The 26,931-nt window shown below is 55.0% G+C and carries 30 protein-coding genes; 12 read left to right on the forward strand and 18 right to left on the reverse strand.

Annotated elements, in window-relative coordinates; translation table 11 throughout:
* Window positions 1–17 precede the first annotated feature (17 nt).
* Both LG290_RS05175 and LG290_RS05180 read right to left on the reverse strand, forming a co-directional pair.
* Window positions 18–689: a glutathione S-transferase gene (locus tag LG290_RS05175; protein ID WP_499836511.1), complete on the reverse strand. Its 672-nt coding sequence runs from the start codon at window positions 687–689 to the stop codon at window positions 18–20.
* Between the two features lie 205 nt (window positions 690–894).
* Window positions 895–1,776 carry a LysR family transcriptional regulator gene (locus tag LG290_RS05180; protein ID WP_499836512.1) on the reverse strand — a complete coding sequence of 294 codons (882 nt, stop codon included), beginning with the start codon at window positions 1,774–1,776 and terminating at the stop codon, window positions 895–897.
* Window positions 1,777–1,913: 137 nt separating this feature from the next.
* On the opposite strand from LG290_RS05180, the gene LG290_RS05185 reads away from it, so the two are divergent.
* The 3 genes from LG290_RS05185 to LG290_RS05195 are packed head-to-tail and all read left to right on the forward strand — an operon-like array spanning window position 1,914 to window position 5,642.
* Window positions 1,914–2,795 carry a HalD/BesD family halogenase gene (locus LG290_RS05185; RefSeq protein ID WP_499836513.1) on the forward strand — a complete coding sequence of 294 codons (882 nt, stop codon included), beginning with the start codon at window positions 1,914–1,916 and terminating at the stop codon, window positions 2,793–2,795.
* A 53-nt stretch (window positions 2,796–2,848) separates the two neighbouring features.
* On the forward strand, window positions 2,849–4,132 hold the full coding sequence (locus LG290_RS05190; RefSeq protein ID WP_499836514.1) for a M24 family metallopeptidase: 1,284 nt from the start codon (window positions 2,849–2,851) through the stop codon (window positions 4,130–4,132).
* Window positions 4,133–4,154: 22 nt separating this feature from the next.
* Complete coding sequence (locus LG290_RS05195; RefSeq protein ID WP_499837035.1) at window positions 4,155–5,642, forward strand: CoA-acylating methylmalonate-semialdehyde dehydrogenase; 1,488 nt, start codon at window positions 4,155–4,157, stop codon at window positions 5,640–5,642.
* A 55-nt stretch (window positions 5,643–5,697) separates the two neighbouring features.
* On the opposite strand, the gene LG290_RS05200 is transcribed toward LG290_RS05195, so the two are convergent.
* From LG290_RS05200 to LG290_RS05220, 5 genes are all read right to left on the reverse strand, one after another.
* The gene (locus LG290_RS05200) at window positions 5,698–6,540 is read right to left on the reverse strand and encodes a nitrilase-related carbon-nitrogen hydrolase (RefSeq protein ID WP_499836515.1); all 843 of its coding nucleotides are present in this window, start codon (window positions 6,538–6,540) and stop codon (window positions 5,698–5,700) included.
* A gap of 97 nt (window positions 6,541–6,637) precedes the next feature.
* Window positions 6,638–7,519 carry a glycine betaine ABC transporter substrate-binding protein gene (locus LG290_RS05205; RefSeq protein ID WP_499837036.1) on the reverse strand — a complete coding sequence of 294 codons (882 nt, stop codon included), beginning with the start codon at window positions 7,517–7,519 and terminating at the stop codon, window positions 6,638–6,640.
* 45 nt (window positions 7,520–7,564) lie between these two features.
* The gene (locus tag LG290_RS05210; RefSeq protein ID WP_499836516.1) at window positions 7,565–8,296 is read right to left on the reverse strand and encodes an ABC transporter permease; all 732 of its coding nucleotides are present in this window, start codon (window positions 8,294–8,296) and stop codon (window positions 7,565–7,567) included.
* Window positions 8,297–8,298: 2 nt separating this feature from the next.
* Window positions 8,299–9,459: an ABC transporter ATP-binding protein gene (locus LG290_RS05215; protein ID WP_499836517.1), complete on the reverse strand. Its 1,161-nt coding sequence runs from the start codon at window positions 9,457–9,459 to the stop codon at window positions 8,299–8,301.
* A 43-nt stretch (window positions 9,460–9,502) separates the two neighbouring features.
* Window positions 9,503–10,168, reverse strand: coding sequence for an ABC transporter permease (locus LG290_RS05220; protein WP_499836518.1), 666 nt, complete (start codon window positions 10,166–10,168; stop codon window positions 9,503–9,505).
* Between the two features lie 361 nt (window positions 10,169–10,529).
* On the opposite strand from LG290_RS05220, the gene LG290_RS05225 reads away from it, so the two are divergent.
* Window positions 10,530–10,913: a SpoIIAA family protein gene (locus LG290_RS05225; protein ID WP_499836519.1), complete on the forward strand. Its 384-nt coding sequence runs from the start codon at window positions 10,530–10,532 to the stop codon at window positions 10,911–10,913.
* Between the two features lie 72 nt (window positions 10,914–10,985).
* On the opposite strand, the gene LG290_RS05230 is transcribed toward LG290_RS05225, so the two are convergent.
* The 10 genes from LG290_RS05230 to LG290_RS05275 form a co-directional block, all read right to left on the reverse strand.
* Window positions 10,986–11,282: a hypothetical protein gene (locus tag LG290_RS05230; protein WP_499836521.1), complete on the reverse strand. Its 297-nt coding sequence runs from the start codon at window positions 11,280–11,282 to the stop codon at window positions 10,986–10,988.
* A 183-nt stretch (window positions 11,283–11,465) separates the two neighbouring features.
* Window positions 11,466–12,347, reverse strand: a complete 882-nt coding sequence (locus tag LG290_RS05235) for an alpha/beta fold hydrolase (protein WP_499836522.1) — start codon at window positions 12,345–12,347, stop codon at window positions 11,466–11,468.
* A gap of 48 nt (window positions 12,348–12,395) precedes the next feature.
* Complete coding sequence (locus tag LG290_RS05240; protein WP_499836523.1) at window positions 12,396–12,590, reverse strand: hypothetical protein; 195 nt, start codon at window positions 12,588–12,590, stop codon at window positions 12,396–12,398.
* 15 nt (window positions 12,591–12,605) lie between these two features.
* Window positions 12,606–13,814: a YeeE/YedE family protein gene (locus LG290_RS05245; RefSeq protein WP_499836524.1), complete on the reverse strand. Its 1,209-nt coding sequence runs from the start codon at window positions 13,812–13,814 to the stop codon at window positions 12,606–12,608.
* Window positions 13,815–13,892: 78 nt separating this feature from the next.
* Window positions 13,893–14,867 (reverse strand): sulfurtransferase, encoded by a 975-nt coding sequence (locus LG290_RS05250; protein WP_499836525.1) that lies wholly within the window; start codon window positions 14,865–14,867, stop codon window positions 13,893–13,895.
* A 165-nt stretch (window positions 14,868–15,032) separates the two neighbouring features.
* On the reverse strand, window positions 15,033–15,566 hold the full coding sequence (locus tag LG290_RS05255) for a DUF302 domain-containing protein (RefSeq protein ID WP_499836526.1): 534 nt from the start codon (window positions 15,564–15,566) through the stop codon (window positions 15,033–15,035).
* Window positions 15,566–16,129, reverse strand: coding sequence for a DinB family protein (locus tag LG290_RS05260; RefSeq protein ID WP_499836527.1), 564 nt, complete (start codon window positions 16,127–16,129; stop codon window positions 15,566–15,568). Before LG290_RS05260 ends, LG290_RS05255 begins: the two co-directional genes overlap by 1 nt.
* A gap of 154 nt (window positions 16,130–16,283) precedes the next feature.
* On the reverse strand, window positions 16,284–16,598 hold the full coding sequence (locus LG290_RS05265) for a hypothetical protein (protein ID WP_499836529.1): 315 nt from the start codon (window positions 16,596–16,598) through the stop codon (window positions 16,284–16,286).
* A gap of 112 nt (window positions 16,599–16,710) precedes the next feature.
* Window positions 16,711–19,113 (reverse strand): hypothetical protein, encoded by a 2,403-nt coding sequence (locus LG290_RS05270; protein WP_499836530.1) that lies wholly within the window; start codon window positions 19,111–19,113, stop codon window positions 16,711–16,713.
* Between the two features lie 115 nt (window positions 19,114–19,228).
* Window positions 19,229–19,945, reverse strand: coding sequence for a TVP38/TMEM64 family protein (locus LG290_RS05275; RefSeq protein WP_499836531.1), 717 nt, complete (start codon window positions 19,943–19,945; stop codon window positions 19,229–19,231).
* 161 nt (window positions 19,946–20,106) lie between these two features.
* Here LG290_RS05275 and LG290_RS05280 point away from each other — a divergent pair, with 161 nt between their 5' ends.
* From LG290_RS05280 to LG290_RS05300, 5 genes are all read left to right on the forward strand, one after another.
* Window positions 20,107–20,961, forward strand: a complete 855-nt coding sequence (locus LG290_RS05280; protein WP_499836532.1) for a cytochrome c oxidase assembly protein — start codon at window positions 20,107–20,109, stop codon at window positions 20,959–20,961.
* A 109-nt stretch (window positions 20,962–21,070) separates the two neighbouring features.
* The gene (locus tag LG290_RS05285) at window positions 21,071–21,787 is read left to right on the forward strand and encodes a Crp/Fnr family transcriptional regulator (protein ID WP_499836533.1); all 717 of its coding nucleotides are present in this window, start codon (window positions 21,071–21,073) and stop codon (window positions 21,785–21,787) included.
* Between the two features lie 122 nt (window positions 21,788–21,909).
* Window positions 21,910–22,290 (forward strand): phasin family protein, encoded by a 381-nt coding sequence (locus LG290_RS05290; protein ID WP_499836534.1) that lies wholly within the window; start codon window positions 21,910–21,912, stop codon window positions 22,288–22,290.
* A gap of 169 nt (window positions 22,291–22,459) precedes the next feature.
* Complete coding sequence (locus LG290_RS05295; RefSeq protein ID WP_499836535.1) at window positions 22,460–23,263, forward strand: methyltransferase domain-containing protein; 804 nt, start codon at window positions 22,460–22,462, stop codon at window positions 23,261–23,263.
* Window positions 23,263–24,264, forward strand: coding sequence for a methyltransferase (locus LG290_RS05300; RefSeq protein WP_499836536.1), 1,002 nt, complete (start codon window positions 23,263–23,265; stop codon window positions 24,262–24,264). Before LG290_RS05295 ends, LG290_RS05300 begins: the two co-directional genes overlap by 1 nt.
* Here LG290_RS05300 and greB read toward each other — a convergent pair.
* Complete coding sequence (greB, locus tag LG290_RS05305; protein ID WP_499836537.1) at window positions 24,237–24,782, reverse strand: transcription elongation factor GreB; 546 nt, start codon at window positions 24,780–24,782, stop codon at window positions 24,237–24,239. The genes LG290_RS05300 and greB overlap by 28 nt on opposite strands.
* A 199-nt stretch (window positions 24,783–24,981) precedes the next feature.
* Between greB and LG290_RS05310 the strand changes: the two genes are divergently transcribed.
* From LG290_RS05310 to LG290_RS05320, 3 genes are read left to right on the forward strand one after another with little or no spacing between them, the layout of a single operon-like run.
* The gene (locus LG290_RS05310) at window positions 24,982–25,650 is read left to right on the forward strand and encodes an NUDIX domain-containing protein (RefSeq protein WP_499836538.1); all 669 of its coding nucleotides are present in this window, start codon (window positions 24,982–24,984) and stop codon (window positions 25,648–25,650) included.
* A 1-nt stretch (window position 25,651) separates the two neighbouring features.
* The gene (locus tag LG290_RS05315) at window positions 25,652–26,101 is read left to right on the forward strand and encodes a DUF1249 domain-containing protein (RefSeq protein ID WP_160417131.1); all 450 of its coding nucleotides are present in this window, start codon (window positions 25,652–25,654) and stop codon (window positions 26,099–26,101) included.
* Window positions 26,101–26,835, forward strand: a complete 735-nt coding sequence (locus LG290_RS05320; RefSeq protein ID WP_499836539.1) for a metallophosphoesterase — start codon at window positions 26,101–26,103, stop codon at window positions 26,833–26,835. The genes LG290_RS05315 and LG290_RS05320 overlap by 1 nt, the downstream gene beginning before the upstream one ends.
* Window positions 26,836–26,931: the final 96 nt, after the last annotated feature.

Genomic DNA, 26,931 nt, shown 5'->3' on the forward strand with positions numbered 1-26,931 from the left:
CTTGCTGCCCGAAAAAACTACTGCCCCGGCAGTGTCAGCGGGCCCGCACGCTCTACCACGCGCTGCCACCCGGAATCGGCGGCGATACGCTCGACAAAAGCCGTAATCGCTGCGTAGTCATCAAGCGATTGAGACATCGCCAGCACCTTTAGTGGGAAGCTCATTTGCACATCGGCCCCGCTCGGCCAAGTGCTGGAGAACTGCCGGCGCTTGGCAAGATGGCTTTCTATCATGGCCAGGTGCTGGTTTAACTGCGGCGCGATGAATCGCTTATTCACCGTGTCGTTAATGCCCTTGGCAATCGGTTTGATCACCCACGGCGACTGCTTGGGCAGTTGAGCGAACACTAAGCGCATGACTAACAGCGGCATCAGCGAGCCTTCCGCGTAGTGCATCCAATAACGATAATTGGCCCACTCCGCGATATCGTCACTGCTTGGCTGGCAGCGGCCCTCACCGTAGCGGCTAAGCAGGTAGTCGATAATGGCGCCAGATTCTGCAACCGTTATTTCACCATCGGTGATGACCGGTGACTTACCCAGCGGGTGAACGCGCTTGAGGGCCTCAGGCGCAAGCTGTGTATCGCTATCACGCTGATAGGTGATGACTTCGTACTCAAGCGCTAGCGTTTCCAGCAGCCAGAGAATTCGATGTGAGCGCGACTTTTCCAGGTGATGAACGCGAATCATGGAAGCTCCAAGGATAGGCGGGTCGGTTAAAACGGCATCGATACAAGAAGAGCTTAACACCCCAATGCATTGAATCCGCATCATAGGATCCTCTGATTAGGGGCGGTCACATGCGAATGCTCACAAAATCTGGAATTTGTTGACGTCTGTCTTTGCGTCGGCTTCAGGGACGACGCTTACCGTTTCCCGAGCGCAAGCAATCAGCTTATGACATTTCTTTGGCCCCAGGGCACGCAATCGACTCATGCTCCGCGATCACGCCTTCGAGCGCTTGGCAAAAAGCCTGAAAGGCTTCACTAGAGTGCCCAGGGCGTTGGTGAAGCTCGATTTCGACATGCCCTAAGTGAGGAAGGCCCTCTTCTTCTGCCACCATCCGACAGCCTGTTGGCACGCTACGCGGTGTTTTAATAGTTACCGCAAGCCCATTTTGTACGGGAATGTTAATTCCTGTCGGGGATTGGCTGACGTAGCGAAGCTCCCAACGCTTCTCTTCACGCCCAAGCGCTGACAACGCATGCGCACGAAAAATGCAGCCCTCAGGATTTAAAGCAAGTGGTAATGTTTGCCATTGTTCAATAGACGCGTGCTCAGCGATAACCCAAACCATCGGCTCCCAGCCGAGTAGCTGCCCGGATTGTGTGGGTTTATGCCTCACCGAAAGCACAACATCTAACAAGCCTTCCTGGAATCGCTTGACCAAGTTATCGCTGATATCACACTGCACCTCTAGCTGGATATGGGGGAACTGAGCAGAGAAGCGTGGTAACAAGTCCGGCAAGTAGGCAGCTGCTTGTTCTTCAGAGGTGCCTAGCCGAATGATTTCGCCATGCGTCCCACCTCTAAGCAAGTCTTTAGCTTCATCCTCCAACTTGAGTATATGGCGTGCGTAGGGCAGTAAACGCTCTCCGGCGGCCGTCAACAACACGCTACGGCTAGTACGCTCAAACAGCGGCTGCCGCATCTTATCTTCAAGGCGCTTTATTTGCAGACTCACCGCGGATTGGGTTCGATGCAGCACTTTGCCGGCGGCGCTAAACCCTTGGCATTCCGCCACGGTGACAAAGGCGCGAAGTAAATCCGTATCCATGATAAATGAGCCTTCTAAATGGGTCGTATCTCAACTATTCATTTCTATTATGGGGTGTCTGTCACTACCCTGTCCAAAACATCTTCAACGCGACCTCATTCGACACAATATCCGTTAATTCGACAGGAGTACTTGTCATGCAAGCGACCGTGGTTACTCCATCGGCAAATGCATTAGATGGCCTTATCGATCTCAAAACGTACCCCCTTGATGCGCTGGACGGCGAAACCGGGCGTGCGTTAATCGCAGAATGCCGCCGTCAGCTAGACGAAGACGGCTGCGTGGTGCTTAAAAACTTTGTTCCTGAAGAGGCGTTAGCACGCCTTGAGCGTGAAACAGAGCGGCTATCCCCGGATGCTCACTACAACCAAACCGAGACGAACCCTTATAACAGCGAAGGAGATCCCTCACTGCCGGCAGATCACCCCAAAAACCGTTTTGACGATCGCACAAACGGCTTTGTGGCGGGAGATCGTATTGGTCGTGACACGATTATTCGTCAGGTGTACGAGAATCCTGAATTCCAGCGCTTTATAAGTGAAGTCGTGGGCATAGAAGAGATTCATCGGTACGCCGACCCGTTGGCGGATTTGGTGGTGAACGTGCTGCGTGAAGGCTGTCAGCACCCGTGGCACTACGACACAAACGAATTCATCGTCACCATGATGACGCGTCAATCCCACGGCGGGGGCCGCTTCGAGTACGCGCCGGGTATCCGGAGTCCTGAAGGCGAAAACTTCGATGAAGTGGAAAAAGTCATTGACGGTGATCGCTCACGCTTGAAAGCGCTTGATCTCCAACCGGGTGATTTACAGGTGTTCTTTGGTCGCTACTCACTTCATCGGGTCACGCCGGCTGAGGGAGATAAGGAGCGCCACACCGTGATTTTTGCTTACGCCAAAGAGCCGGATTTTGTGGGCCGCCCAGAACGTGCCCAACGTATTTTTGGCCGCATGGCGCCGGTGCACGAAAAAATCCTCAAAGAAGGCATGCAGCGCAGCGATAGCCTAGCGGACTAGCGTAGCGCCGAGAATGCCGTCTATCTAAATTCAACCCTGACACAAGAGACACCATGAGTATTGTCGAGAGTGAAAACCTTACGGATAACGAACCTGATCATATTCCGGTCGTTCCTTCAGCCCCAATGGGCAACGGTGACAGTATCCCTACCGCTTTTGATCCTAAGCAGCTGCGTGCCGGGCGACTCAAGCGCCTGCGCGCGATGATGGCGGATCAAGGCTATGCGGCGCTGGTGCTGTTTGATCCTAATAACCAGCGCTACGCGACCGGGTCGCGCAATATGTTTGGTTACTTTTTGCGCAATTCCACGCGGTATATCTATGTGCCGCTGGAAGGGCCAATTATTCTATTCGAATACCCCGGCAGCGCGCACGTTTCCACCTGGCTTGAGACCATCGATGAAGCGCGCACCTCCAAGGTGGTGTGGTCGGCGGTCAATCAACGTGATGGCATGTCTTCCGATCCTTTTGGTATCGAAATTGCTGAGCTGGTCGAGGAGCATGGCAAAGGCAACAAAAGGGTGGGCCTTGACCGCTGCGCGCTTAACCACGCGCGCGCGTTAGAAGCGCAGGGCTTGGATGTCTACGACTGCATGCAGGACACTCTGCATTGCCGCCGCATCAAAACCCCGGAAGAAATTGCCTGCTTGGCACAATCCATGGCCGCCAGCGAAGCTTCCGTGGCGGAAGTCGAAGCGGCTATAAAGCCCGGCATTAGCGAAAACGAGCTGTTTGCGATCATGTATGGCGAAGTCATCAAAGGCGGCGGTGAGTTTATCGAGACTCGCTTGCTCTCGTCTGGGCCACGCACCAACCCTTGGTTTAACGAGGCGAGTGATCGCAAGATTCGTCCTGGGGAGCTGGTGGCGCTGGATACCGATACCATCGGCTGTCACGGCTATTACTCGGATTTCTCGCGCACTTTTCATGTCGGGCCGGGCAAGCCAACGGCGTATCAATGCGAGCTCTACCGTATGGCGTATGACCAAGTACATCACAATATGAGCTTGCTCAAGCCCGGTATCAGCTATCGTGAAATCGCTGAAAAGGCTTGGAAAATCCCCGAACGCTTTATGGATCGCCGCTACCCCTCGATCATTCACGGCGTGGGAATGCACGGTGAGACGCCGCTGGTCGCCCACCACGCGGATTTTGATCGCTTCTCCAAGGACGGCATTCTAGAGCCGGGCATGGTGGTTTCGGTCGAAAGCTATATCGGCGAGGTCGGCGCCGCCGATGGGGTCAAACTCGAAGAAGAGGTGCTGATTACCGAAACTGGTATCGAGAAGCTCTCTCGCTACCCGTTTAATGAAGCGCTACTGAATAAGGAAGTATAAGCCTGTGACAGATTCATCGCTTATGACTGTGCACCATTGGATCGGAGGGGATCCTGTACAAGCGTCGCGTCACTTGCCCGTGGTTGACCCGGCATACGCAAAGCCGGTTCGCCAAGTGGCGATGGCTGATGCGTATATCGTCCACGACGCAGTGACGAAGGCGCTAGCGGCGTATACCGCCTGGCGGAATACGCCGCCCAACAAGCGCGCTCAGGTTATGTACCGCTTTAAAATGCTATTAGAGCGTGATGCCGATGCATTGTGTGAGCTGATTAGCGAAGAGCATGGCAAAGTATTGGAAGATGCCATGGGTGAACTCAAGCGCGGCATCGAAAACGTCGAATATGCATGCGGCATTCCTGAGCTGTTAAAGGGGGAGTATTCCCACAATGCTGGGCCGGGCATCGATACTTGGTCGAACCATCAGCCAGTGGGGGTTGTCGCCGGTATCACGCCGTTTAATTTCCCGGTGATGGTACCGCTGTGGATGTTTCCCATGGCGATCGCCTGTGGCAACTGTTTTATTTTGAAGCCGTCAGAGCAGGTGCCCTCTGTGGCAATCAAAATGGCGGAGCTACTTGAAGAGGCGGGACTGCCAGCCGGCGTGTTTAGCGTCGTTCAGGGTGACCGTGAAGCCGCCGATGCGCTCATTGATCATCCAAACGTTAAAGCGCTGTCGTTCGTTGGCTCGACGCCGGTGGCCAAAGCGATTTATCAGCGTGGTGCGGCACTGGGCAAACGCGTGCAGGCGCTGGGTGGAGCAAAAAATCATGCCGTAGTGTTGCCTGATGCCGACCTTGAAAATGCTGCCAATACTTTGATTGGCGCCGCTTACGGTAGCGCAGGGGAGCGCTGCATGGCGATTTCGGTCGTTGTGTGTGTGGGCGAGCAAACCGCCGATGTGCTGTCAGACAAGATCGCTGAGAAAGCGAAACGTCTGAATATCGGACCCGGAACGAAGCCGGGGCTGGATATGGGCGCGTTGGTGAACCAAGCGCACCGTGATCGCGTGGCAGGCTATATTGCACAAGGTGAGGCGGCTGGCGCGGCATTAAGGCTCGATGGACGCAAGCATCCGCTGGTAGAAAATTCCCCCGGCTACTTTCTTGGCGCGACGTTGTTTGACCACGTCACACCAGCGATGCGAATTTACCGCGATGAGATTTTCGGCCCGGTCCTATGCGTCGTTCGTGTGGAGAGTTTTGACCAAGCCGTCGAGCTCATTAATGCGCACCAGTATGGCAATGGCACCTGCTTGTTTACCCGCGAGGGGGAAGCAGCGCGCCGTTTTGCCGATGAGATTGAAGTCGGCATGGTGGGTATCAACGTGCCGCTACCCGTGCCGGTAGCCTTTCATAGCTTTGGTGGGTGGAAAGAGTCACTGTTTGGCGACTTGCACGCCTACGGTCCGGACGCAGTACGCTTTTATACTCGACGAAAAGCGATTTCGCAGCGCTGGCCGCAGCAGAGCGCACAGGAGTCGGCGCAGTTTAGCTTTCCCTCCCACTGAGTTTTTCGTTTACCCCTTCATTTGATACTTCCTCTGGCGGGTGAGCTGGCCGTTGCTAGCGATACCCCGCCATAAGTTCCCTGACCAATGGTGTATCCGCGTCGCGATGGGTGGGTAATTCAAAGCGTGCTTTGGCGATTGCGGTGCGGGAAAGGTCCGCCACAATCAGTGCCTCTTTGTCGTCAGCCTGCGCGAGCGTTTCACCACAGGGCCCGAGAATGCGCGAGCCGCCCCAGAAGTGGCTCTCGCCCTCCGGTCCAAAGCGGTTCGCCATGATCACCGGTGTGCCGTAGGTCATGGCGTAGAAGCGCGTATTCAATGCCCAGTTTTCCTCATTGGAAAAGTCGTCGCTGACGATGCCGCTGGCCGAGTTGATCGGCGCGCAAAGCACCGTGGGGCGAGCAAGTAGGGCAGCATGCACCAGCGCTGGGTTCCATAAATCCGCACAAATCAGCTGCGAAGCCGACCAACCTGGGCAAATATCGGTGTGCGTGAGCTCGCTGCCATGAGTAAACCACTTGCCTTCTTCCAGACCACCGTAGGTCGGCAAGTTGAGCTTACGGTGCACGGCAATCAGCTGGCCGTGTTGAAAGATGGCCAGCGCGTTGTAATACTCACCGGGGCTTGCCTCTTCCACAAATCCGACCACGGTCTGCATATGGCCGCAGGCTTCGGCCAGTGCTTTAAGGCGCGGGTCTTCTAACGGCATGCCGACTTGCATTACTCGGCTTGCCAGGCGATACCCCGTTAGCGAAAGCTCGGGGAATACCAGCAGTTCCACATGGTCACGCTGTGCTTCGGCAATTAACGCCAGATGGCGCTCAAGGTTGTGATCCACGTCGCCAAGCGTGGTATTGATCTGCGCAGCGCCTACCCGAAGTTTATTTTGATAATGCATTGGTTTCCCCCATTGAAAAAGCCGCTCCAATGGAGCGGCTTTGCTGAGATGTAACGGTAAGGCATCATGCCTGTGCCATGCACGAGCGCCTAGAAAGTTAAAGCAGGTCATTCGCTTTTAGGAAGCTCTCTGCTACGTCTTCAATTGTCTCGCGCTCGACATCCACGCGGGCATTAAGCTCGGCCATGGTCGCGTCGTTTAGCAGTGCCGAAAGCGTGTTCATCTGCTCGGCAAGCTCAGGATTGGCTTCCAGCGTTTCCGTGCGTACCACCGGGGCGAGGGCGTAAGCCGGGAAAAAGCCCTGATCATCTTCGAGAACATAAAAGTTAAAGGCGGGGATGCGACCGTCGGTGGCAAACACGAGGCCGACATCGACTGCTTCATCACGCAGCGCTTGATAAACTAAGCCGGTATCCATGCGGCTCACTTCGCTGCGGCCCACGCGAAAGTCGTAGGCTTCCATCAGCGGACGCCAGCCATCTTCACGGGCATAGAACTCAGCGTTAAGCGCAAACGTTAGATCTTCGCCGGCGTTGACCGCAGCGGCCAGGTCGGACAGTGTTGCGATACCGCGTGCTTGCGCGTCTTCTTCGTGCATAGCCAATGCATAGGTGTTGTTGGCATCAGATGGTGCGAGCCAAGTCAGCCCCTTCTCCGCGTCGAGCTCCTTGACCCGTTGGTAAGTTTCTTCGGGACTCAGGCGTTCACTGATGTCGTTATAGTTGATCAGAGAGGTGCCGGTGTACTCCCAATAAAGATCAATCTGACCATTTTCCTGCGCTTGTCGCAGAATGGCTGAGCCCATGCCTGAACGGTTATCGACGTCGTAACCCAGGCCATCCAAGTACTGTGTCGTCATGGTGGAGAGGATCTGCTGCTCGGTAAAGTTCTTTCCACCAACGCTGATTTCGTTGGCGTTAGCTAGCGAGACGCTACTCGCAAGGGCAATGCTTGTCAGTGCTGTGGTTAATATTTTCATCATCGAATCCTGCTTTTGTTAGTGAAGCTTAAGTCGTGGTGATACTTAAGCGCGGCCGGGGTTGACCCCACGGGGGACAACGAGAAAAGCAATAATCGCGATCAGCGCATCAATCACGATCGCCAGCAGCGCAGTGGGAATAGCACCCGAAAGCATCATGACCGGGTCATAAAGATCAATGCCGGTGAAAATCAACTCACCGAGACCGCCAGCGCCGATCAAAAACGCCAGGGGAACCGTGCCCACATTAATCGTTAGCGCTGTGCGCATTCCCGCAAAAATGACATAGAGGGCATTGGGTAGCTCGACTTTTAAAAGCCGCTGCATCGGTGACATGCCAATGCCTGCGGCCGCCTCCATGAGTGCCGGGTTAACGCCTTTAAGGCCCGCATAGGTGTTACGGGTAATGGGCAGCAGCGTGGCCACAAAGAGGCCAAAGACGGCCGGTACCGTACCAATGCCTAAAAAACTCATCGACAGCGCGAGCACGGCGAGGGTGGGGATGGTAGTCCCTACGTTGAGCACCTGCATGAGTGACTCGGCCACGTTCGCCATTTTCGGGCGCGAAAGAACAATACCCAGCGGAATGGCGACGAGAATCGCCAAGCTACCCGACATCACCGTGAGCCAAATATGCTGCACCATCAAATACTGAACGTCAGGTAGATACCACAAAAACTCGTCGATAATGCCGCTGGACTGACTCCATACGCCGGCGAAAAAAATTGCGACCAGCACCAGTACCTTAAGCGCCCCTTTAATGGATCGAATAGGCATGGTTACTCCTTAATCGCCGCCGATGGCTTGCGATCATCCCCCTGACGCGCTCGATAGCGTGCGCCTAGATGACTGGTCATGGCGCGCTGGGTAATTTGGCCGCACACCGTTCCTGCTTTATCTACGCAGGGAAGCCAGGTCTGGTCGTGGGCAAACATCAATGAGGCGGCTTTGCGTAGGTCATCGTCGAGATCCACAACCGCAGGGACGGCTTGGAAATGATCGCGGCAGTAGCCTTTGGTGGTGCGAGCGAGAGATCGGCTAATTATACCGGCGGGCTGCTTCCGCTCATTGATCATCAGGATGGCGTTTTGATAGCCGTAATCGTCGATTTTCGCCAACGCTGTTTCTAATGTATCGCTCGGTGTGACCGTGCCGATTTCGTCAGTGACAATTTCGCGCACTTTTACCAGGTTCAAACGCTTTAGCGCGCGGTCTTCACCGAGGAAAGATTCCACAAAAGCGTTTTTGGGCGCTGCCAGCAAATCATCGGGCGTGGAGTACTGAACCAGCTTGCCCTCTCGAAAGACGGCAACACGATCACCCATCTTAATGGCTTCATCAATGTCGTGACTTACGAACATGATGGTCTTGTTGAGTTCCTGCTGCATTTTTAGAAACTCATCTTGGATGACGGCGCGGTTAATCGGGTCGATGGCTCCAAAGGGTTCATCCATCAACATCACTGGCGGGTCGGCGGCGAGGGCGCGAGCCACACCAATGCGTTGCTGTTGGCCGCCCGATAATTCACTGGGGAAGCGCTTTAGAAAAGCATCCGGCTCCAGTGCGATCATTGCCATCATTTCGCGTGCCCGTGCTTTGTATTTGGCTTTATCCCAGCCTAAGAGCTTCGGCACAATGGTAATGTTTTCCTCAATAGTCATATTGGGAAATAGGCCGATTTGCTGGATTACATAACCAATATTGCGGCGCAGTGTTTGGGTATCGAGGCCGGTTGTATCATCCCCATTGATAAAAACTTTACCGGACGTTGGCTTAATGATCCGGTTGATCATCTTGAGTGTGGTGGTTTTGCCGCAGCCCGAGGGACCTAAAAGGATACAAATTTCCCCTTCCGGCACTTCCATACTGATATGGTCAGCGGCCACCACCGCGCCTTTTGGCGTATCGAACACCTTCGTCAGGTCATCCAGTCGAATCATAGTGGTATCTCTTACGATTAGAGTTCACATCAAGAAAGAAGCGTTATGGCGTTTCTGCCGCGCGGCTCATGCCTTTGGGCGTCAAGCGCTTTTGTAAATATAAAAGTGCGTAGTCAACGATAATGGCCAGCAGGCTCACGGTGATCGCACCGACAATCAACTGGCGCGAATCGGATTGAGAAATTCCACGGCTGATGAAAGTGCCCAGGCCGCCTGCGCCGATATAGGCAGCAATCGCCATGACGCCAATGTTGAGAACGACCGCTGTGCGAACCCCAGCCATGATGACCGGCACGGCTAGCGGAATTTCGACCAAACGCAGGCGCTGATTGGGACTCATGCCAATCCCTCGTGCGGCCTCTCGTAGCGCGGGGTTGACATTATTAATGGCTGTGTACGTGTTACGGATGATCGGCAGTTGGGAGTACAGCAATACCGCGATGACTGCTGGCACATAGCCGATGCCATGCCCGATAAGCGACAGAACCGGAATCATGATCCCAAAAAGTGCGATCGAGGGGATGGTGACGATAATGGATGCAAGGTAAAGCACATTCTGAGCGACTCGCTCATTTTTGGTAATGGCGATGCCAATTGGGACACCCGTCAACGTGGCAATGCCTACGGCGACGCCGACAAGAGCAATATGCTCAACCGTGCGTGACAGCAGCAGACTTGCATTATCTAAGGCGTATTGAAGTAGCTCCAAACGCAGCCTCCTCGTTATAAAAATTAATGATGGACAGAGCGCAGTCCGTCAGAGCATGGCTCGCTTGTGTTTAGAAGGAGGGAAGCTTATCAAAAGGGTGGCGTGATTATTGGAAATTGGTATGAAGATGCGAAATAGGCTGAATCAGGACTGGTCATAGTGAACGCGCCCTATGGCAGCGGTGATCGGGAAGCGTGGGAAAGATCACTGCTCTGACGGGCTCGTTTGTTGGGCACTACTCCTGTGAATCTTCTGCGGATTATCGATTAGAGGCTGTTTGGCGCAGGGTCTCGCTCTATGTCTTACACTGAGAAGGCACCTTGTCTTGGCAGGAAAGACCCATAGCGATTTAGGAGGTTTCATGCTGGAAAGTAAACTCGACGAGAACCGAGGCATCATCACGCTCTACCCAGGCGATGAGTTGCGTGAGGCGGATTTCGAGTACGCCACGCGCCTGGCAGATGAGTTTCTGGAAAAGGGTGGAGAGATAAAGGGGGTTATCATCAATACCCGCGACTTTCCGGGCTGGGAGTCCTTCAATGCCATGCTCACGCATTTTCGCTTCATCCGCGATTACCACGAGAAGATTCCCAAAGTCGCCCTCGTCACGGATTCCGCGGTCGGCAAGGTAGGAGAAAAAGTGGCCAATCATTTTGTCGCAGCCGAGATCAGGCATTTTCCCTTTGATGATTTGAAAGATGCAGAGCAGTGGGTTCTTGAAGAGAAGGGCACGCAGCAAAGGTGAGGTCTGCAGAAGATCACAAGTAAAAGGGGCCTGCGCATCTTAAGCAGAGCCCCTTTGAAAATCCTGGCCTGATCAGCATTTCCTCGCGTCTTTCGGACAAGAAGGCGAGAGAGGTATGCCGTCACCGGAGTAGCCATCTATCTCCAGGAGTCCGTTAGCAAAGTCCATGTCATAGGCAAGCTTTTGGAGCAACGGGAACAACTGATCATTGGGCATATACCGAGCATCGTCGGATTTCAGGGTCATGTTCTCGAGAGTCTCACGGACGTGGTCAAGAATCAGATAGGCCCGTTTTTCCGGGGTGTCATCAGCGTGAAAGTACCAGGCTGATCCATCAGCAAGATCGATACGAACGCGTTGTTCAATCATGGCCATTCTCAGAAGAGTAATAAAAATTTCAGCTGACTGGTTATGTGCTAACCAGTCTCTGAGGCTCATTATCATGTCTTCTAAGATAATTTTCAGGCAACAAAAGTCATATAACTTATGTTAATTTTTTTATTAATATTAAGGTCTTAATACGAAGTAATTGCGCTAAGGCGAGATCAAGCATCATGCTTGCATGAACGTCAAGAGGTGCTGGAACAACATATCGGGTACTTCTTCAGGGATGTAATGCCCGCAAGGAAGGGGTTCTCCATCAACGTGTTTTGCGACCGAACGCCATTCCTGCAAGGGGTCGAAACAACGTTCGATGATGCCGTGCTTGCCCCAAAGAATTCGCATAGGACAACTGATTAGCCGCTCTGCAACGCGATCGTCACGATCATGCTCCAGATCGATGGTATTTGACGCTCGGTAGTCCTCACAAAGTGCATGTGCTGCGCCTGGCTGAGCCAGTGTGCGTTGATATTCGCTAATCGACACAGGATCGAAGATTTCCAAGTTGCCATGACGGCCACCCATGGTGCGTTTGATATAGTCTGCGGGAGAAGCCTCTATCAGCGTTTCCGGTAGTGGAGCAGGCTGGATCAGAAAGAACCAGTGAAAATAAGCGGTCGCAAAGGTGCGGTCAGTCTTTTCGTACATAGCAAGGGTCGGCGCAATATCCAGCAGCATCAGTTTTCTGACTGCTTGCGGGTGGTCCATGACCAGTCGATGAGCGACTCGTCCCCCTCGGTCATGCCCGCAAAGAAAAAAATCCTTGAAGCCTAATTCATCCATCACCGCTACCTGATCGGCAGCCATCGAGCGCTTGCTGTAATTGGCATGGTCGGGCTCTCCTGCCGGTTTGGAAGAATCCCCATAGCCTCTCAGGTCGGTTACCACGATGGTGTAGTGCTGAGCCAGGCGCTCAGCCAGCCGATGCCAGATAAGGTGTGTCTGGGGGTGGCCATGCAGCAGCAGGAGGGGAGGGCCTTCTCCACCGATACGCCCATGGATACGGATGCCGTCATTGTCGATATCAAAGGTACGAAAGCCCTGAAACATCATCTCTTCCTCCTGTTGCCTGATCGCTCATTGGCTTGATCTTGAAAAACGTTACTCTCGAGCAGAGGGGCAGGGAGCCCCGCATGGCGCACAGGCCGTGCTGTCTTGCTGCATCAACGTGGTTTCGACATTGCCACGTCCCATGTTGAAAGCAAAGGTGGGACTTTGCAGATGATCGGCCATAATCAGCACCAGGATCACCGCTAGGGCTATCAACATGCTGCTACGTCTGTAAACGGCTTGCATGAATCTCTCCAGTGCTCAGTTGGGTAGACGGAACCAAGGGCGTAGGCGAATGCCTACCATCGACCCCAGGAAAGCTGAAGCAAACCATATCCAGCCGTGCAGGCTGGCCGAGGCGATGCCTGAAAACAGCGCACCGATATTGCAACCAAAGCCCAGTCGCGCGCCGTATCCCAACATCAAGCCGCCTACAATAGCCGCCAGGAACTGGCGCCCTTGGGGGCGAGTGCGGCTGGCCTCATTGAAGCGGTTCGCCATGCCGGCAGCGAGCATCGCGCCCAGCAACAAGCCGAAGTTCATCACCGAGGTGATATTGACCAGCACGGAGTCGGCCAAGGCCATGGCCGGGTAATCCCACGTCCAGAATTCGAACTGGCTCATGTCGACGCCGACGGCCTGTAATGCCTTGGCACCCCAGAGATTAAAGGCAAAGGTAATGCCCCAGGGCGAACCACCGAGCACCAGGGTCAAGGTATTGCCGATGGCAAGCACGGCAATTGCCCAGAAAAACGGCCAGCGACCGGTCAGCAGGGTGCGTAAAAAACCGTTATCCCCACCGCGAAAACGCCATTCGGCACGCTCGACGTTGCCATGCGCGCGCCGTTCGATGTGCGTTACCCACCAAGCTATCGCACCCAGTGCCAGCCACTGCGCAGCCATGGCGCCGGGAATGCCCAGTCCGTCGATCAGGCTGATAGGGTCCACCGCCGGCAGGTCCAGCCACCAAGGCAGGTGGATCGAGCCGATCACCGCGCCAATGATGAAAAACAGCAGCGTGACCACCATGCGGAGATTGCCCGAACCCACGGTGAATAGCGTTCCTGAGCCGCAGCCTCCGCCCAGTTGCATGCCCACGCCGAAAATGAAGGAACCCACTATCAGAGAAGTGCCTACCGGTGCCACAGCGCCGATCAAGTCGTCGGGATTGTTACCTAACAGGGGCACCATCAGCAGCGAGGTCAGGGCGAATAATAACAGCTGGGCCCGCATTCCCGCCCCGCGTTTTTTTGTCACCAGGTTGCGCCAACCGGCAGTGAACCCAAAGGCGCCGTGGTAAAGCGCCACCCCGAGAAGCGTACCCACCGCAAACAAGACTACCAGGAAGGGGGCGGTTTCCAGCCAGATCAAAAAGCCGAGAAGGGCGAGCCCGAATAGAGACACACCGACCACGAAACGGTCGACCTGCAAGGGCTGTCGAGTGGGAGTGAGAGTACTTGCTTGACTCATGAGAGGTCTCTTCCGTAATGAAGGCCGCCCTGCATGAAGGCTCAGGCAGGGCGGAAAGCACGAAGGGCGATAGGCGTCTTAGTTGAAGAATTCGATGACGCGCGCGAGGCCACGTTTGGCGGTTTGCACCGGGCGACTGTCGCTGAGCGTCCATTCCGCCATTGAACCGTCGTACATGGAAACGTTATCAAAGCCTGCCACTTCACTGAGCACGAACCAGTCGGTCGCCGCCCAGTGCCCGGTATTGCAGAACGCTACGGTCTGAGTATTGCTGTTCAATTGCGCTTCGTTGATGCGTGCCTGCAGGTTTTGCGTATCCAGATAAAAGGCGCTGTCACGGTTTTGCATCAGCGAGTTGTGGGGCAAGCTAGTGGCACCGGGAATGGTGCCGGCGGAACGAACCGCAGGCGAGGTCATCTCGCCGGTGAAATAATCGGAAGGCCGGGCATCCACCAGTTGCGTTTGAGTGTTACGAGCGGCTTCGACTTCTTCCAGCGTGGCGATCAGTTCCTGGCGAAAATCGACATCGAAAACAGTCATCTCTCGCGAGGCCGGAGAGCCACTTGCTACCTCGTAGCCTTGCTCTTTCCAGCCATTGAACCCGCCATTGAGCACGGCAACGTCATCATGGCCGAGTACTTTGAAGGTCCAATAGATACGCGCGGCGCTGCCAAAGTCGGTCGCGCCAGTGCCTGCCGGGACAATCACCACCGAATCGTCGTTGCCGATGCCCAGGCCGCCGATCAAGCGCTTCAGTTTGTCTTCTGGAGGGAGAAGGCCTACGACATCGCCACGTTTTTCGCGCCAGCCATCATTGGTATAGCTGCTATAAAGACTGCCGGGAATATGCGACTGCTCGAAGGTCGAACGATCGCCGCCATTATCGATGCCGGAACGTACATCGAGGACCACCAGGTCATCATTTTCCAGATGATTGCTGAGCCATTCTGCGTCTACCAGGGCCGAAGGGAGTTCGATAGCCAAAGCATGCGAGGCAAACGCAGCCATGCCCAGAGCGAGCAAGGCCGGTTTGAGGAATAATTGCTTGAGCATAATCTTGATCTCTTGGGTCGGGTATAAGCATTGGTATTATCCGAGGATTATCGAGATTTTCAATATGCTTTAGAAGAATTAATAATAACTTTGCTATATTTTTTGGGAATATAAGCTCAAGTCACCCCTTCAATTTCCAAGGTCGGTATGCAAGAAGGAGCAATGTCAGCGTTGGGTCGCGCGATCGGCGATTGCCATGAAAATAGCGTCGAGTTTCTTCGCGAGTTCGAGCAGGTTTTCATCGCCTTCACCGGCATAGGGCGTGAAGACATGCGTCGGGGTTTTCCAGGATAACGTGGCCGTGCCATCGGCTTGTTCCGTGACGTAAAAACGCACAGGCGCTTCTATCATCGCCGGTACGCTGCTGCGCAGAGCTCGCACGGCAAAGTCATTGCGGAACACACCCACGACGCGGTTGCCGGGAATCGTTTCACCTCGCTGCGCGGCCGCTTCGGTGGGGCCGGCTTCCGTCACTACCGCCATGCCTTCGGCGGGAACGGCTTCACGTAGAGATTCGAGAAGTTCGGCGTAACTCTGTTGAGTGGGCATTACCTGCCAGCCTTCTTCGGGCCACTGGGTCTCGGCAGCCACTGGAAAGGCCACCGCCAGCATGAGTATGGCGGCCAGCAAGGCGGCGCCAATGTGACAGAATTTCGAATGCTGCCGAGAGGTGGATATGGATCGAGTATGGTAAGACATCAGGCACTCCTTGCAGAGGTTTCAAGCGATTCGCGTTGCCAGTGGCGCAGGGTGGAAGGGTGAACGCCAAAGGTTTCAGGGACGCGCAAGCCGAGACTTTCAGCCAACAACCCGATAAGCGCCATATGATGGATGGTATGGCTGGTGAGAAAGGCCAGTTCGCGTTCAAGGCTCGAATCGAGCGTCAAGGTGGTGAGGTCGTCAGGGTAGGTCAAGGAAAGATGCGATGTAGCTGAGCCTTGCTTCAGGGCTTGCAACCCGCGCTCAATCCACCTCAAATGCTCGACGGCCAGGGGTGGCGATTGCTCCAGCGCGACATCACGTTTGCGGTTTTCATAGTTGAGGCTAGCTGGGAAGGATGAAATGTCTTTATCCAGCAATGCATCGTAATGATCGATAATGTGGCGAACGTGTTTTCCCAGGGTATGCATTTTGCGTTCGCCCAAGACCTCCTGGTAGTGGTGAGGCGATAGGCTATTGAGGAATTGTCTGAGTTGAGCAAGGGGATGAAGGCTTTCCTCGATGAGCGCCTCCAACGCCAACGCCTTGTCATTTAATGCCATTGCACTGTCTCCCTCTGGTTTTAGGGGCCTGGTTTTAGGGGCCTGGTTTTCGGGACAGGGTTTCGACGGCGGGGTCTAGCATGGCCACGGCGATGAAAGGGAGAGGCTGAAGCTGGTCAGCACCAACCTCTCCATTGGATGCAACGGCTCGGGATCAGGAAGCTTCCGCTTCACCTTCTCCCTCACCTTCTCCCTCACCTTCTCCTTCACCCTCAGCTTCATGCTCTTCCTCGCCTTCTCCTTCGCCCTCGCCCTCGCCCTCTCCCTCAGCTTCGCCTTCGGCGTGCATACTCGCCAGCAACAGGGTTTCTTCCTGATAAGTACTAAACCCTGCTTGAGTAGCTTCATCGCCTGCCACGGCCTGGAAAGCCGCAGTGCCAGCGATAAGCGCCAATGCCGGTGCTGTATAGCCCAGTTGACGGCTCAGTCGACTCAGCAGGCTGCGGCGTTTTTGATCTTGTAATGACATGATCTATCTCCTTGGATGGTCTCGATTGACATACGGTGCATGTCGTCCTGCAATGAAGTCAGCCAGCTGGGCCGACTCCGGTTTTGCCCAGGATGAAGCTGCTTTTGCTGCATTATTCGGCTTTGGCTTCATCCTCGGCTTCTGCTCGGGCGACTGAAGGCTGAGCCTTCAGTCGCTGTGTCAGTACCTGAGTGACGTCGCTGCCGTCCTCCAGATGGATCACACTGCGCTCACATTGGGAGAGCCAGTCATTCAGGCCGGTGATGGCATCGGCATCCAGCAGTTTGCCATGGGGGGCATGACAGCAGGGCAATAACGCCCCCAGCGCATCCAGGCTTGAAAGGGGCTCGGATAAAACCGGGGAAGCTTCTTGGGCTTTTTCATGGTTGATCCATATCACCTGTCGCACTTCGCCTTTTTTGGGTAACGCTAGTAGCGAGGTTGTGGCTTCGCCCAGCTGATTGGCTGACATCGGCAGACCCAGGGGTTCTGCCTGCATGAAGGTGGTGGTATCCAGGCGGATTCCCCGCGTCAATGACAGCGCTGAAGAGGGCGCAAGCCGTTTTGCCAAGGCCCCGCCTTCTTCAGAGGAGGCAAACAGGCATAGCGCCATTGTCCCTTCCGGCGTCGTCAGCAAGCCGGTATCAATGACAAGTTGGTGTGTCGATGTGGCCTGGCGGGCCAGATAGGTAATCAGTACAGGAGCAAGCGAGGCCAGTTTCAGGCGTGAAGCCAGCACTTCTCCATGGGTGACTAGGGTGAAACCCGGCGAGTCTCGCAGGATTTCGAGGCGAGGCAGGCCCTTGACGTGGTCTTCTTCAGACATAGGCGTCAGAAGCGGCGCCAGGCGGGCCAGAACGGGGGCACTGTCAGTGTGCAGTTGCCATTGCTGGTCCTTGCCTACCAGTTTCATGGGCGGGAGTGATACCTCAGAGGCACTCGGCTGAGTCTCATCGGCAGAAGAGAAAGCGTGGCCGGAGGGAGGCTGCTCGCCCTGTTGTCTTGGAAAATGCTGTCTGAGTAAACCATTGCGACACCATTCTGAAAGGCTCGCCCATACCTCGTGACGCAACACCTGGCTATCGGCAGCTTCACCTTCGGTGAGCCCGGCGGAACAGGCGAACTGCTCGGCGATGGCGTCCGGGTCCAGGCCCTCTGTCGCCAACAGCCAGATCAAGGCGGCGCTATCGTTGAGCCGGTAGTAATGCCCGGTATGCGTGGCGTAGAGCGCAAGCTGGTCATCATCGAACACTTCTGCTGCCTGCCAACGGCACAAGGTCGGACGTGGAACAGCGTGGCTTGCCAGGGCGTCGGCCAGCTGAATATCGGCAAGTCGGGGCAGCGAGAAGTACGGCAGATAGCGTGACGCTGATTGGTTGGGGTACAGGCGCTGGAAATCACCGGCACGGGCCAGTTCCTGGTCGGCCTGTTGAGCGACTGTCTCGACGGCTTGCTGCCCGGGTGCACCAATCCCCACCAGCGCAACCATATCGTTTACCAACCCATTCTTGATTTTTTCCTCGACGATGCCGCCATCCTCGGGCTTGGCGCAGATACCCAGCGAAGGGCTGAGGTTGCATTCCAGAATCCAGGGTTTGAGGTCGGCGTCCACCATGCAATCAAGGCCCAATAGCTCATAGCAGCCTTGGGGGTCAGCGCCAAACTCGCCCGTGCGTTGGCGCATGGCATCCAGGGCGGAAATCACGGTCAGGGTGATCAAGTCATGAATTTGCTCAAAGAGCCGCTCGTCGTCATGACCTTGGTGACACAGCCATTCACGGTAGCGTTCCAAGTCGATGAACTCGACGGGAATCTCCGCTGAGGTATTCAGGGCGTTGATATCGGGGTTGGTCAGCTGGCTGTAGGGGTTGCCTGCATCGTTGACGTCATAAGGTTCCGAGGCCAGCTTGGCAAATCCCTGGCGATAGACATACAGCCGAAGCGGTTCGAGGGAAGCAATCAGCACGTAAAGGCGAAGCACGTATTTGTGGCCGCGAATGGTATGCGGGTTGGCCAGATACTCTTGAACCATCCAATTGGGTTCGAGCGGTGTCTCGCCCACGTCTTGCAGCACGCGAATACCTTTGCCCTTGGACGCATTTTTGGGTTTGAGGATCCAATGTTTCTCGGGATGCGTCAGGGCCGCCTGTTGAAGTGCATGGTAATCCTTGGGCATGGAGTAGACCTGAGGAAAGAAGGCCAGCCGCGAACTTGCTTCGTGATTCGGGCCGAAGGTCTCGTGGATGCGGGTACGCAGCGCCGCCAGGCTGTCATGCAGGCGACTTTTTACCGTCAGAGCATTGTTGCCGGGAAAATGATTGAGTTTGCGTTGCGCGGAGACATGTTTGAATTGAGCTGGGTCGGGCATGCCCGTGTACCAACCGGCATCCCATTCATCCGCATTGCCTGGCTCCCAGCCTTGAGTCTCAAGGGCTTCCCGAAAGAACCGATCCTGCTCGGCAGCACGCTTGCCCCCCAGCCAGTAACGACGCCTTGGCATTTTTTGCTCAGCCATTCCGATCCCTCCAATGACTCGGTTTTTTTATTTACTGATCCTTAGTCGTTAACTCTAGGAAGGCCTTACAGTTCTCGCCGATTTTTTTATGGCTCAATTCTGTTTGTTTGATTGCTTAACGCCTGGCCCGATTTTTGGGAACCATGTCAGTCGTCAGGTGAAGCCAACGTGCCAATCGAGAAGTAGGGCGGCGACGCAGGTAATAAGGCAGCAGTGTCATCAGTGTCAACACCGCCAGAGCTGCGGTGACTGTCAGAAAGGGATTGAGCTCGAAAGTGGTGCCCAGACCGGAAAATATGACCGTCATGGGGAGCATCCCGAGAAACGTGGCCAGGGCGAAACGCCAGGGTGTGATGGCCGTGACGCCGGCGGCGTAACTGACCAAGGCAAACGAGAAGAGTGGAATAAGCCGGGTCAGAAAGACCGTCCAGAACAACATGCGCTGCGCTCCATCCGCTGCGAAAAGAGGATGATGCGAAAGCCGTTTGCGAAGAAGCTCCCGCCCCAGCAGGCGAGCCACGAAAAAGGCCACCAGAGCGCCGATCATCGCTCCCACCGCGGCCACCAAGGTTCCCTGGAATATGCCGAATGCCAGCCCGGCGGCCGCACTGATGGGCAGGGTGGGGATAGGCCCCACCACTACCGCAAGAATCATCATCAATACGAGTAACAGCGGTCCGAGAGGGCCATGTGCATTTAGCCACTCGGAAATGGCTTGGGTCGAAAGACTGTTGGGCATTCCCAACCTATGCAACACCCACCAGATCCCTAGCATGACCAGGGTGACCGAGCCCACCATGCCGAGTTTGAATAGCCAACCTTCTCGCTTCATGTACTGATTACTCGTTGAATTATAAAAATTGGCATAGGGCGCAGGCACCGAGATGTTTTTCAGCTCAGGCTCAAGATAGCAGGCTCCTCAAGGGTCAACATTTCCTAGGCTACGCTTATCGGTATGGAGTGACACTCACGGGCTAGGAGCGCAGCGCAGCCATGATGGAAGGATTGAGCGTCTTAGCGGGCTATGTTCACCCTTGGGAGTTTTCCCCGAGTTGGTCGCTAGGTTGTCTGGCGGCTATGCTGCTCTATCTGCGTGGCCTGCGTTCAAGGCGACATAAGGGGCTGACAAACGGCTTCTGGCGGGCGACGGCTTTCCTGGTGGGAGTGGGGGCTATCTACACCGTCACTCAAACCTACTACGATTATCTCGCCCAGTTCATGTTCTTCACCCACCGCGCGCAGCACTTGGTACTACACCATGCCGCGCCTTTTTTAATTGTTTTGGCGGCGCCTCTTCCTGTACTGGCGGCGGGTATGCCCACCTGGTTGAAAAGCATCTCGGTGAACAGTTCGCTGGCCTATGTCCTCGGACGGTTTTATAGGTTGATTCAACAGCCGGCAGTGGCGGCGGTGCTTTTTGTGGGATTGATCTATTTCTGGCTAATCCCCGAGGTGCATTTTGACGCCATGCTGAGCAGGCGGCTCTATGCAGCAATGAATTGGAGCATGCTGCTCGATGGGCTGCTCTTCTGGTACCTGATGCTTGACCCTCGGCCACAAGAAGAAGGCGGCCTGGGCTATGGAGCCCGTATCTTGATTCTATGGCTGGTGGTGATTCCGCAGATCCTTCTGGGGGCGGTCATCACCTTCAGCGAGCGTCTGCTATTTGATGTTTACTCGGTGTGTGGCCGTGCCTGGCCGCTTGCTCCCCAGACTGACCAACAACTCGGTGGGCTTATCACCTGGATTCCCGCTACGATGATGAGTGTGCTGGGGGTGTTGGTCATACTGAGTTATATCTTACGCAAGACAGCGCCTGAAACAGTGCCGAAGCATATGGTGACGTGACGTACGCTAGTTCACTGCCTCCTTGGTTTTAAGCGTGTATACTGCCTTTATCTATATAAGCGATAGCTATAACTATTATAATAAGCCAAGCCGAACAAGGAGAGAGGCAGTGATTGACCCCTTGATTAATAAATTGAGTTACTACATGACTCTCTCCGAAGAAGAAAAACAGGTGCTGGCGAAGGTGGGTACCCGAAGCACTTTCGTCGAAAAAGGTGAGGTCATTATCAACGAGGGCGAGCGGCCTGACTACGTTTACCTCATAGAAAAGGGATGGGGATGTCGCTACAAACTTCTGGAAAATGGCGATAACCACATCATGGCCTACTTGATCCCCGGGGATCTATGTAATGTACATATCGCTATCCTTGAGGAAATGGACCACTCGATACGTGCGCTTACTCCCGTGACGCTGCGCAAGTTTCCAGCAAATGATATACGCCATATCATGGAAAACCATTATCGCTTGGCGCGAGCACTTTTCTGGTCGAACCTGGTTGATGAAGCCGTTTTGCGAGAATGGTTGGTTAATATGGGGACTCGCTCGGCCGAGTCGCGAGTGGCGCATGTCTTTTGTGAAATGTTGATACGCTCACGTATTGCCGGCTTTGCTGAAAACGACAGTTTTGAGTTTCCACTGACCCAGGCGGAACTCGGCGAGACGATGGGACTAACATCGGTCCATACCAACCGCGTTCTGCAAAAGCTGCGCCAGGAAGGCTTGGTATCGCTGGAAAAGAAACGTTTGACGATTCTTGATTGGGAGCGATTGAAGACGTTTTCTCAATTCGATCCTATTTACCTGCATTGCCAACACATACCTTGATAAGTCTTGGTGGAAAAGTGTGAAAGATATTGTTGCAATGCACAAATAGCATGCTATTGTTGCATTGCAACAGAGCAGGGATCTCCTGTTCGCTACTTCAAGAACCTATGGAGGTTCCTATCATGATGAACAACTTCAATTTCGATCCTAAGCAGTTCGACACCAAGCAAATCGAATCCATGATGTTCGGTCCGGCTCGTGCATACGCTGCCCTGTCCGTCGACTTCACCGAGAAACTGGTCAACGCGCAGCTGGATGCCAGCAAGGCTTATGCTGACAACGGCCTAGCCCAGCTGCGCAGCCTCATGAACGTCAAGGATGCTGAAGGCCTACGTAGCTACATGGAAGGCCAGCAACAAGCTGCCCAGGACTTGGTTGAGCGTCTGAAAAAAGATGCCGAGAAAGTGGTTTCCTTGCAGAAGGATTTTGTTCAGCAAGGCCAGAAGCTGACCGAAGAAAACGTCAAGCAAGCACAGCAGACTGCTCCCAAGACAGCCAAGTAAAACGGCTAGCCGACGTCTAGTCGGCGGGACGTTACCCAAGAAGGCCGCTGATCATCGATCAGCGGCCTTCTTGTTTGTGATTGAGCAAGTCAAAGTGGTTTAACGACGATAGATACGACTATGAAATTAACGAGTACCATGGCGACTTTCATTGCTGTGGCGCTTGCTCATGTCATTTTCCGCACCACCCTTATCCTCTGCCGGGGACCGCTACTTCGATGGTCTTGTCGACAAGTTTTCCCGGTCGTTATACAACACCCCGCGAGGAGACCTACGCCTGGCGATGCTGGATGAGTTATTACCGCAGATGCTGCGCCTGGAACAACAACCGGTGCTGGATATCGGAGGCGGTCTGGGGCAGTTGGCACAGTGGCTGGCCGCCCGTGGCCACCCGGTCACTATGACCGAACCATCCGGTGAGATGCTGGCCTATGCAGCTGAGACATTATCCACGCTCGAAACTATGACTCCCATCGAATTCGTGCAGGCGCCGCTTCAGGCTCTTCGGGCGAAAACGCCCGGCCCTTGGTCACTGATCACCTGTCATGCAGTACTTGAATGGCTGGGCAACCCGCAAGATGCCATGCGGCAGCTGACGGCACTGCTGGCGCCAGGAGGTCAGTTGTCGTTGATGGTCTTCAATCGCGATGCGCTGCGTTTTTCCAACGTGATAAAAGGCAACCTGGAAAAAGCCTTGAGTGATCGTCTGGCCGGCACCGGCCATCGCCAGCGGCTAACACCGATTTCGCCTATCTCGCACGATGAAATCACTCGCTGGGCGGCGGATAACCGGTTACAGATCGAATCGGTGGCCGGAATCCGTGTTTTTCAGGACTATCTGCGACAACCGCCGCAGACTGACGCTGAGCGTGACAATCTTCTGGCATTGGAGCGTCGGTATTGCCGCAGTGAACCGCATTGGCGCCTGGGGCGCTATCTGCTTTATACCCTGATTAAACCGGAGAAAAGTTGATGAGTGCACAAACACCGGCTTGCCAACTGTTGGAACGTCATTTTGACGCACACGCCGACCTGTGGGTGATCGCACCGCCCCAGGATGCCTGGTTGAAGACCCATGCCAACACCTTGGTAAGCGCCGATCAGACCATTCTGGATGTTTGGCGGGCACTTGGAAAATCCGCTTATAGTCCCTTTGACAGCTTGCCCGCCCCGACTGGGCCCTGCGTGCTGTTTTGGCCCAAGGCGCATCGCCTGGGACAATGGTGGCTGGCGTGGTTATGCCAAGCGCTGCCAAGCGGTACAGCGCTTGTCGTGGTGGGTGAAAACCATGGGGGAATCAAGCGGGTGCCCAAGGTGTTGGCTGAGTTGGGGCTGCAAAGCGAGAAACTGGATAGTGCGCGGCGTTGTTCGTTGTTCGTCACACGGACCGAAAAGCTTGCTAAGTCGCTGGACGATGCCTGGACAGAGTTTTCCGCCGCCGGGTTGAGATTGGCAAGCCACCCGGGTGTGTTCGGCCATGGAAAGCTGGATGAGGGCACGGCACTTTTGTTGGAAACGTTAATACAAACCCTGCCAACCAGTGTCGATAAGGTCTTGGACATGGGGTGTGGCGATGGTGTCCTGGCCGCCAGCTTGGCAAAACAAGGGCGCAGTGTGACGGCGGTGGACGTAAACCTGTTTGCGGTGGAAGCGACGCGGCGTACCTTGAGCGCCAATCAACTAGCCGGTGTAGTGCTGGCGAGTGATGTCTATCAGGCGCTGGAGGGTCGACGTTTCGATGCCATTATCAGCAACCCTCCGTTTCATCAGGAACGCGCAATTGATTATGGTCCGACCGGGCGCCTGATACAGAAAGCGCCTGGCTATTTACGCCCTGGCGGTCGCTTGATTGTCGTGGCCAATGCGTTCCTGCCTTACCCGAAACTGCTTGACGAGACGTTCGGTCATTTCACGCTGCTCGCTGATAACCGTCGTTTTCGCGTTTATCAAGCCGGTTTGGAGGCATTGGCGTAACGAATGCCGGTAATCAGATAGGTAGCCTCGCCACCCGGTGCCATCACGGTGACCTCGTCATCCAGCGTCTTGCCGAGCAGGGCGCGGGCCAGGGGAGCATCGACACTTATCCAGCGCTGTTCCGGCTTCATCTCGTCGTGCCCGACGATCCGTAAGTCGATAGTCTCGCCTTGCGCATCCTCCAGAGAAACAAAGGCCCCGAAAAACACTTTTTGGGTATCCGCCGGTAGTCGGTCCACCACACGCAGTTCGTCCAGGCGCTTGGTCAGATAGACGATGCGGGCAATTACCCGGTTAAGCTCTTTCTTGTTGTAAGTGTAATCGGCATTTTCGCTACGGTCGCCCTGGGCGGCAGCTTCGCCTACCTTGGCGGAAAGCGCTGGGCGCTTGATGCGTGAAAGGTGATCCAGAATGCCGCGCAGGCGTGCGGCGCCTTCGGCAGTTATCAGGTTACTTTTAGGTTCCTGGCGAGGATCCTTGGCGGGATCGCGCCAGCGGGTCATATTACGGCCTTTCATGTATTACTCGATCATTACAGCGGAGGGTCCAAGATACGTGATTGCAGGCTTATGGGCCAGCGATGTCTCTTGACTGGAAAATAGTTCAAACGTTCGCTTCATTTTTGAATGAGCCGTTGTTAGTGAATTTATGGGGTTGATTGGCATTCCCGGGAGCAAGCATTGATAATGTTGCGAGTCATTAACCAGGAGTGCCGTGATGTCTACGACGCCTCACACTGATGAGTTGGATATGCCGTTGCTGGGGCATGGCGATGTCGATCTGCAGCAGCGGCGCTGTTTATACCAAGGCTTCTTTCGCCTTGAGGAGCTGGAGTTGCGCCACCGCCTTTTCGATGGTGGTTGGAGCAAAACGATGCTGCGCGAAGTGCATCAACGTTTCGATGCGGTAGGGGTGCTGCTCTACGATGCTCAGCGCGACACTCTGGTACTGGTCGAGCAGTTTCGCCCTGGTGCCATTGACGATGCACGCTCGCCTTGGAAGCTCGAAGTTGTGGCGGGCTTGATCAAGGAAAGCGAATCGCTGGAAGAGGTGGCGCGTCGTGAAGCTTTCGAAGAAGCCGGCGCCGACATCAGCGAGCTGATCAAAATGCATACCTATTATCCCAGTCCCGGAGCCTGTAATGAGGAGGTCACGCTGTTTTGCGGCTTGATTGACAGCCAGGGCATGGGCGGCATTCATGGACTGGCCGAAGAGCACGAGGATATCCGCGTGCATGTGGTGAGTTACGCTCGGGCTTGGGAACTTCTCGAACAGGGTCGACTCGATAACGCCATGTGCTTGATCAGCCTGTACTGGCTGGCTGCGCAGCGTGCCTCACTCATGGCTTCATCACGGCGTTCCTCACCAAGGGACACAAGGAGCTAACATGGCAAGACATGCCTATGTCACCGACTTGAGATCCCTGCAGGGAGAATGTAGCGCCAACTATTTGCGTTTATTGCGCCTGCTGGGCGACATGGAAGCCGGTCAGCATCGTGAGATTGCGCTGGGCGGCGCCTCAGGACGCGAGTTCGGCTCACTACATCTGCACGTACAGGAACAAGCCCCCTATACCACCGTGCTGAATGTCTCTCAGTCCGGGCCACTGGACGAGATGATCGAAGCGCAGCGTATGCGCGTGCACCTTTATCATGATGCGCGCATGGCGGAAGTGACACACTTTCAGCGTGAACGCCATTTTCATGGCCGTTACCGCTACCCCAATTCCCGCATGCATCAACCGGACGAGAAGCTGCAGCTTAACCGTTTTCTCGGCGAATGGCTGGCTCACGCCCTGGCGCATGGACGCAGTCTCGATTTGCCGGAGATGCGTTGATGCGTTTGATTCAGATCACGGATGCCCATCTGCATGCCGACCCCCAAGGGCGCTCGCGTGCAGGCCTGCCGTGGCGCCAGTTTCGCACCGTGATCGAGTCGGTGATCGCCGAGCGCCCCGCTGTAGTGGTGGTAAGTGGCGATGTCAGCCAGGACGCGACTTCTGCCTCTTACATCTTGGCCAAGGAAACCCTGTCCGCCTTGCCTTGCCCATGGTTCTGGTTGCCGGGCAATCATGATCAACCGGAATTGATGAAAGCGGTACATCCCCTGCACGATGACGTGGACCTTGAACATTGGCATATGGTGCTGCTCGATACGCGTGTGGAAGGCCGGGAAGAAGGTGAACTGGGGCCGGAGCGTCTGGCCGCCTTTGCCGAATGTCTCGAGCAGGACGCCCGGCCCACTTTGGTGGTGCTGCATCATCCCCCGGTCGCGGTGGGAAGTGCCTGGATGGACCGCATTGGTTTGCAGGACCGTGAAGTGTTCTGGCAGATGCTATCGGCTTACCCGCAAGTCAAACTGGTCTTGTTCGGTCATGCTCATCAAGCCTTTGCCCACTATCAGGTGCTGAATCACAACCCTGTGGGCGTCTATGGTTGTCCGGCCACTGCCGATCAGTTTCTTGCCGGGGCCAAGGACTTCGCCCTCGACCAGGCCGCACGCCCTGGCTACCGAATAGTGGACCTGCATGATGGCGATTGGCTGACATGGGTCGAGCGTGTCGATATATGAGCTTTCAGGTTGTTAGATTTTAAAAGTCTAAAAAGATAGTTATTAATTCTTTTGGGTTATGATTGGCTCGGCGTTACCCTACGCAGATTAAATCGA

The organism is Halomonas sediminis (assembly GCF_044871105.1).
Classification (GTDB): Bacteria; Pseudomonadota; Gammaproteobacteria; order Pseudomonadales; family Halomonadaceae; genus Vreelandella; species Vreelandella zhuhanensis.

What these genes read in the sequence shown, in the direction of transcription:
- LG290_RS05215 (WP_499836517.1), bottom strand. Translation starts at nt 9,459, where the DNA reads ATGATTCGACTGGATGACCTGACGAAGGTGTTCGATACGCCAAAAGGC.
- LG290_RS05320 (WP_499836539.1), top strand. Translation starts at nt 26,101, where the DNA reads ATGCGTTTGATTCAGATCACGGATGCCCATCTGCATGCCGACCCCCAA.
- LG290_RS05280 (WP_499836532.1), top strand. Translation starts at nt 20,107, where the DNA reads ATGATGGAAGGATTGAGCGTCTTAGCGGGCTATGTTCACCCTTGGGAG.
- LG290_RS05250 (WP_499836525.1), bottom strand. Translation starts at nt 14,867, where the DNA reads ATGCTCAAGCAATTATTCCTCAAACCGGCCTTGCTCGCTCTGGGCATG.
- LG290_RS05185 (WP_499836513.1), top strand. Translation starts at nt 1,914, where the DNA reads ATGCAAGCGACCGTGGTTACTCCATCGGCAAATGCATTAGATGGCCTT.
- LG290_RS05265 (WP_499836529.1), bottom strand. Translation starts at nt 16,598, where the DNA reads ATGTCATTACAAGATCAAAAACGCCGCAGCCTGCTGAGTCGACTGAGC.
- LG290_RS05270 (WP_499836530.1), bottom strand. Translation starts at nt 19,113, where the DNA reads ATGGCTGAGCAAAAAATGCCAAGGCGTCGTTACTGGCTGGGGGGCAAG.
- LG290_RS05225 (WP_499836519.1), top strand. Translation starts at nt 10,530, where the DNA reads ATGCTGGAAAGTAAACTCGACGAGAACCGAGGCATCATCACGCTCTAC.
- LG290_RS05240 (WP_499836523.1), bottom strand. Translation starts at nt 12,590, where the DNA reads ATGCAAGCCGTTTACAGACGTAGCAGCATGTTGATAGCCCTAGCGGTG.
- greB (WP_499836537.1), bottom strand. Translation starts at nt 24,782, where the DNA reads ATGAAAGGCCGTAATATGACCCGCTGGCGCGATCCCGCCAAGGATCCT.
- LG290_RS05310 (WP_499836538.1), top strand. Translation starts at nt 24,982, where the DNA reads ATGTCTACGACGCCTCACACTGATGAGTTGGATATGCCGTTGCTGGGG.
- LG290_RS05230 (WP_499836521.1), bottom strand. Translation starts at nt 11,282, where the DNA reads ATGATTGAACAACGCGTTCGTATCGATCTTGCTGATGGATCAGCCTGG.
- LG290_RS05190 (WP_499836514.1), top strand. Translation starts at nt 2,849, where the DNA reads ATGAGTATTGTCGAGAGTGAAAACCTTACGGATAACGAACCTGATCAT.
- LG290_RS05260 (WP_499836527.1), bottom strand. Translation starts at nt 16,129, where the DNA reads ATGGCATTAAATGACAAGGCGTTGGCGTTGGAGGCGCTCATCGAGGAA.
- LG290_RS05235 (WP_499836522.1), bottom strand. Translation starts at nt 12,347, where the DNA reads ATGATGTTTCAGGGCTTTCGTACCTTTGATATCGACAATGACGGCATC.
- LG290_RS05210 (WP_499836516.1), bottom strand. Translation starts at nt 8,296, where the DNA reads ATGCCTATTCGATCCATTAAAGGGGCGCTTAAGGTACTGGTGCTGGTC.
- LG290_RS05255 (WP_499836526.1), bottom strand. Translation starts at nt 15,566, where the DNA reads ATGTCTTACCATACTCGATCCATATCCACCTCTCGGCAGCATTCGAAA.
- LG290_RS05205 (WP_499837036.1), bottom strand. Translation starts at nt 7,519, where the DNA reads ATGAAAATATTAACCACAGCACTGACAAGCATTGCCCTTGCGAGTAGC.
- LG290_RS05180 (WP_499836512.1), bottom strand. Translation starts at nt 1,776, where the DNA reads ATGGATACGGATTTACTTCGCGCCTTTGTCACCGTGGCGGAATGCCAA.
- LG290_RS05275 (WP_499836531.1), bottom strand. Translation starts at nt 19,945, where the DNA reads ATGAAGCGAGAAGGTTGGCTATTCAAACTCGGCATGGTGGGCTCGGTC.
- LG290_RS05290 (WP_499836534.1), top strand. Translation starts at nt 21,910, where the DNA reads ATGATGAACAACTTCAATTTCGATCCTAAGCAGTTCGACACCAAGCAA.
- LG290_RS05295 (WP_499836535.1), top strand. Translation starts at nt 22,460, where the DNA reads ATGTCATTTTCCGCACCACCCTTATCCTCTGCCGGGGACCGCTACTTC.
- LG290_RS05175 (WP_499836511.1), bottom strand. Translation starts at nt 689, where the DNA reads ATGATTCGCGTTCATCACCTGGAAAAGTCGCGCTCACATCGAATTCTC.
- LG290_RS05300 (WP_499836536.1), top strand. Translation starts at nt 23,263, where the DNA reads ATGAGTGCACAAACACCGGCTTGCCAACTGTTGGAACGTCATTTTGAC.
- LG290_RS05195 (WP_499837035.1), top strand. Translation starts at nt 4,155, where the DNA reads ATGACTGTGCACCATTGGATCGGAGGGGATCCTGTACAAGCGTCGCGT.
- LG290_RS05315 (WP_160417131.1), top strand. Translation starts at nt 25,652, where the DNA reads ATGGCAAGACATGCCTATGTCACCGACTTGAGATCCCTGCAGGGAGAA.
- LG290_RS05200 (WP_499836515.1), bottom strand. Translation starts at nt 6,540, where the DNA reads ATGCATTATCAAAATAAACTTCGGGTAGGCGCTGCGCAGATCAATACC.
- LG290_RS05245 (WP_499836524.1), bottom strand. Translation starts at nt 13,814, where the DNA reads ATGAGTCAAGCAAGTACTCTCACTCCCACTCGACAGCCCTTGCAGGTC.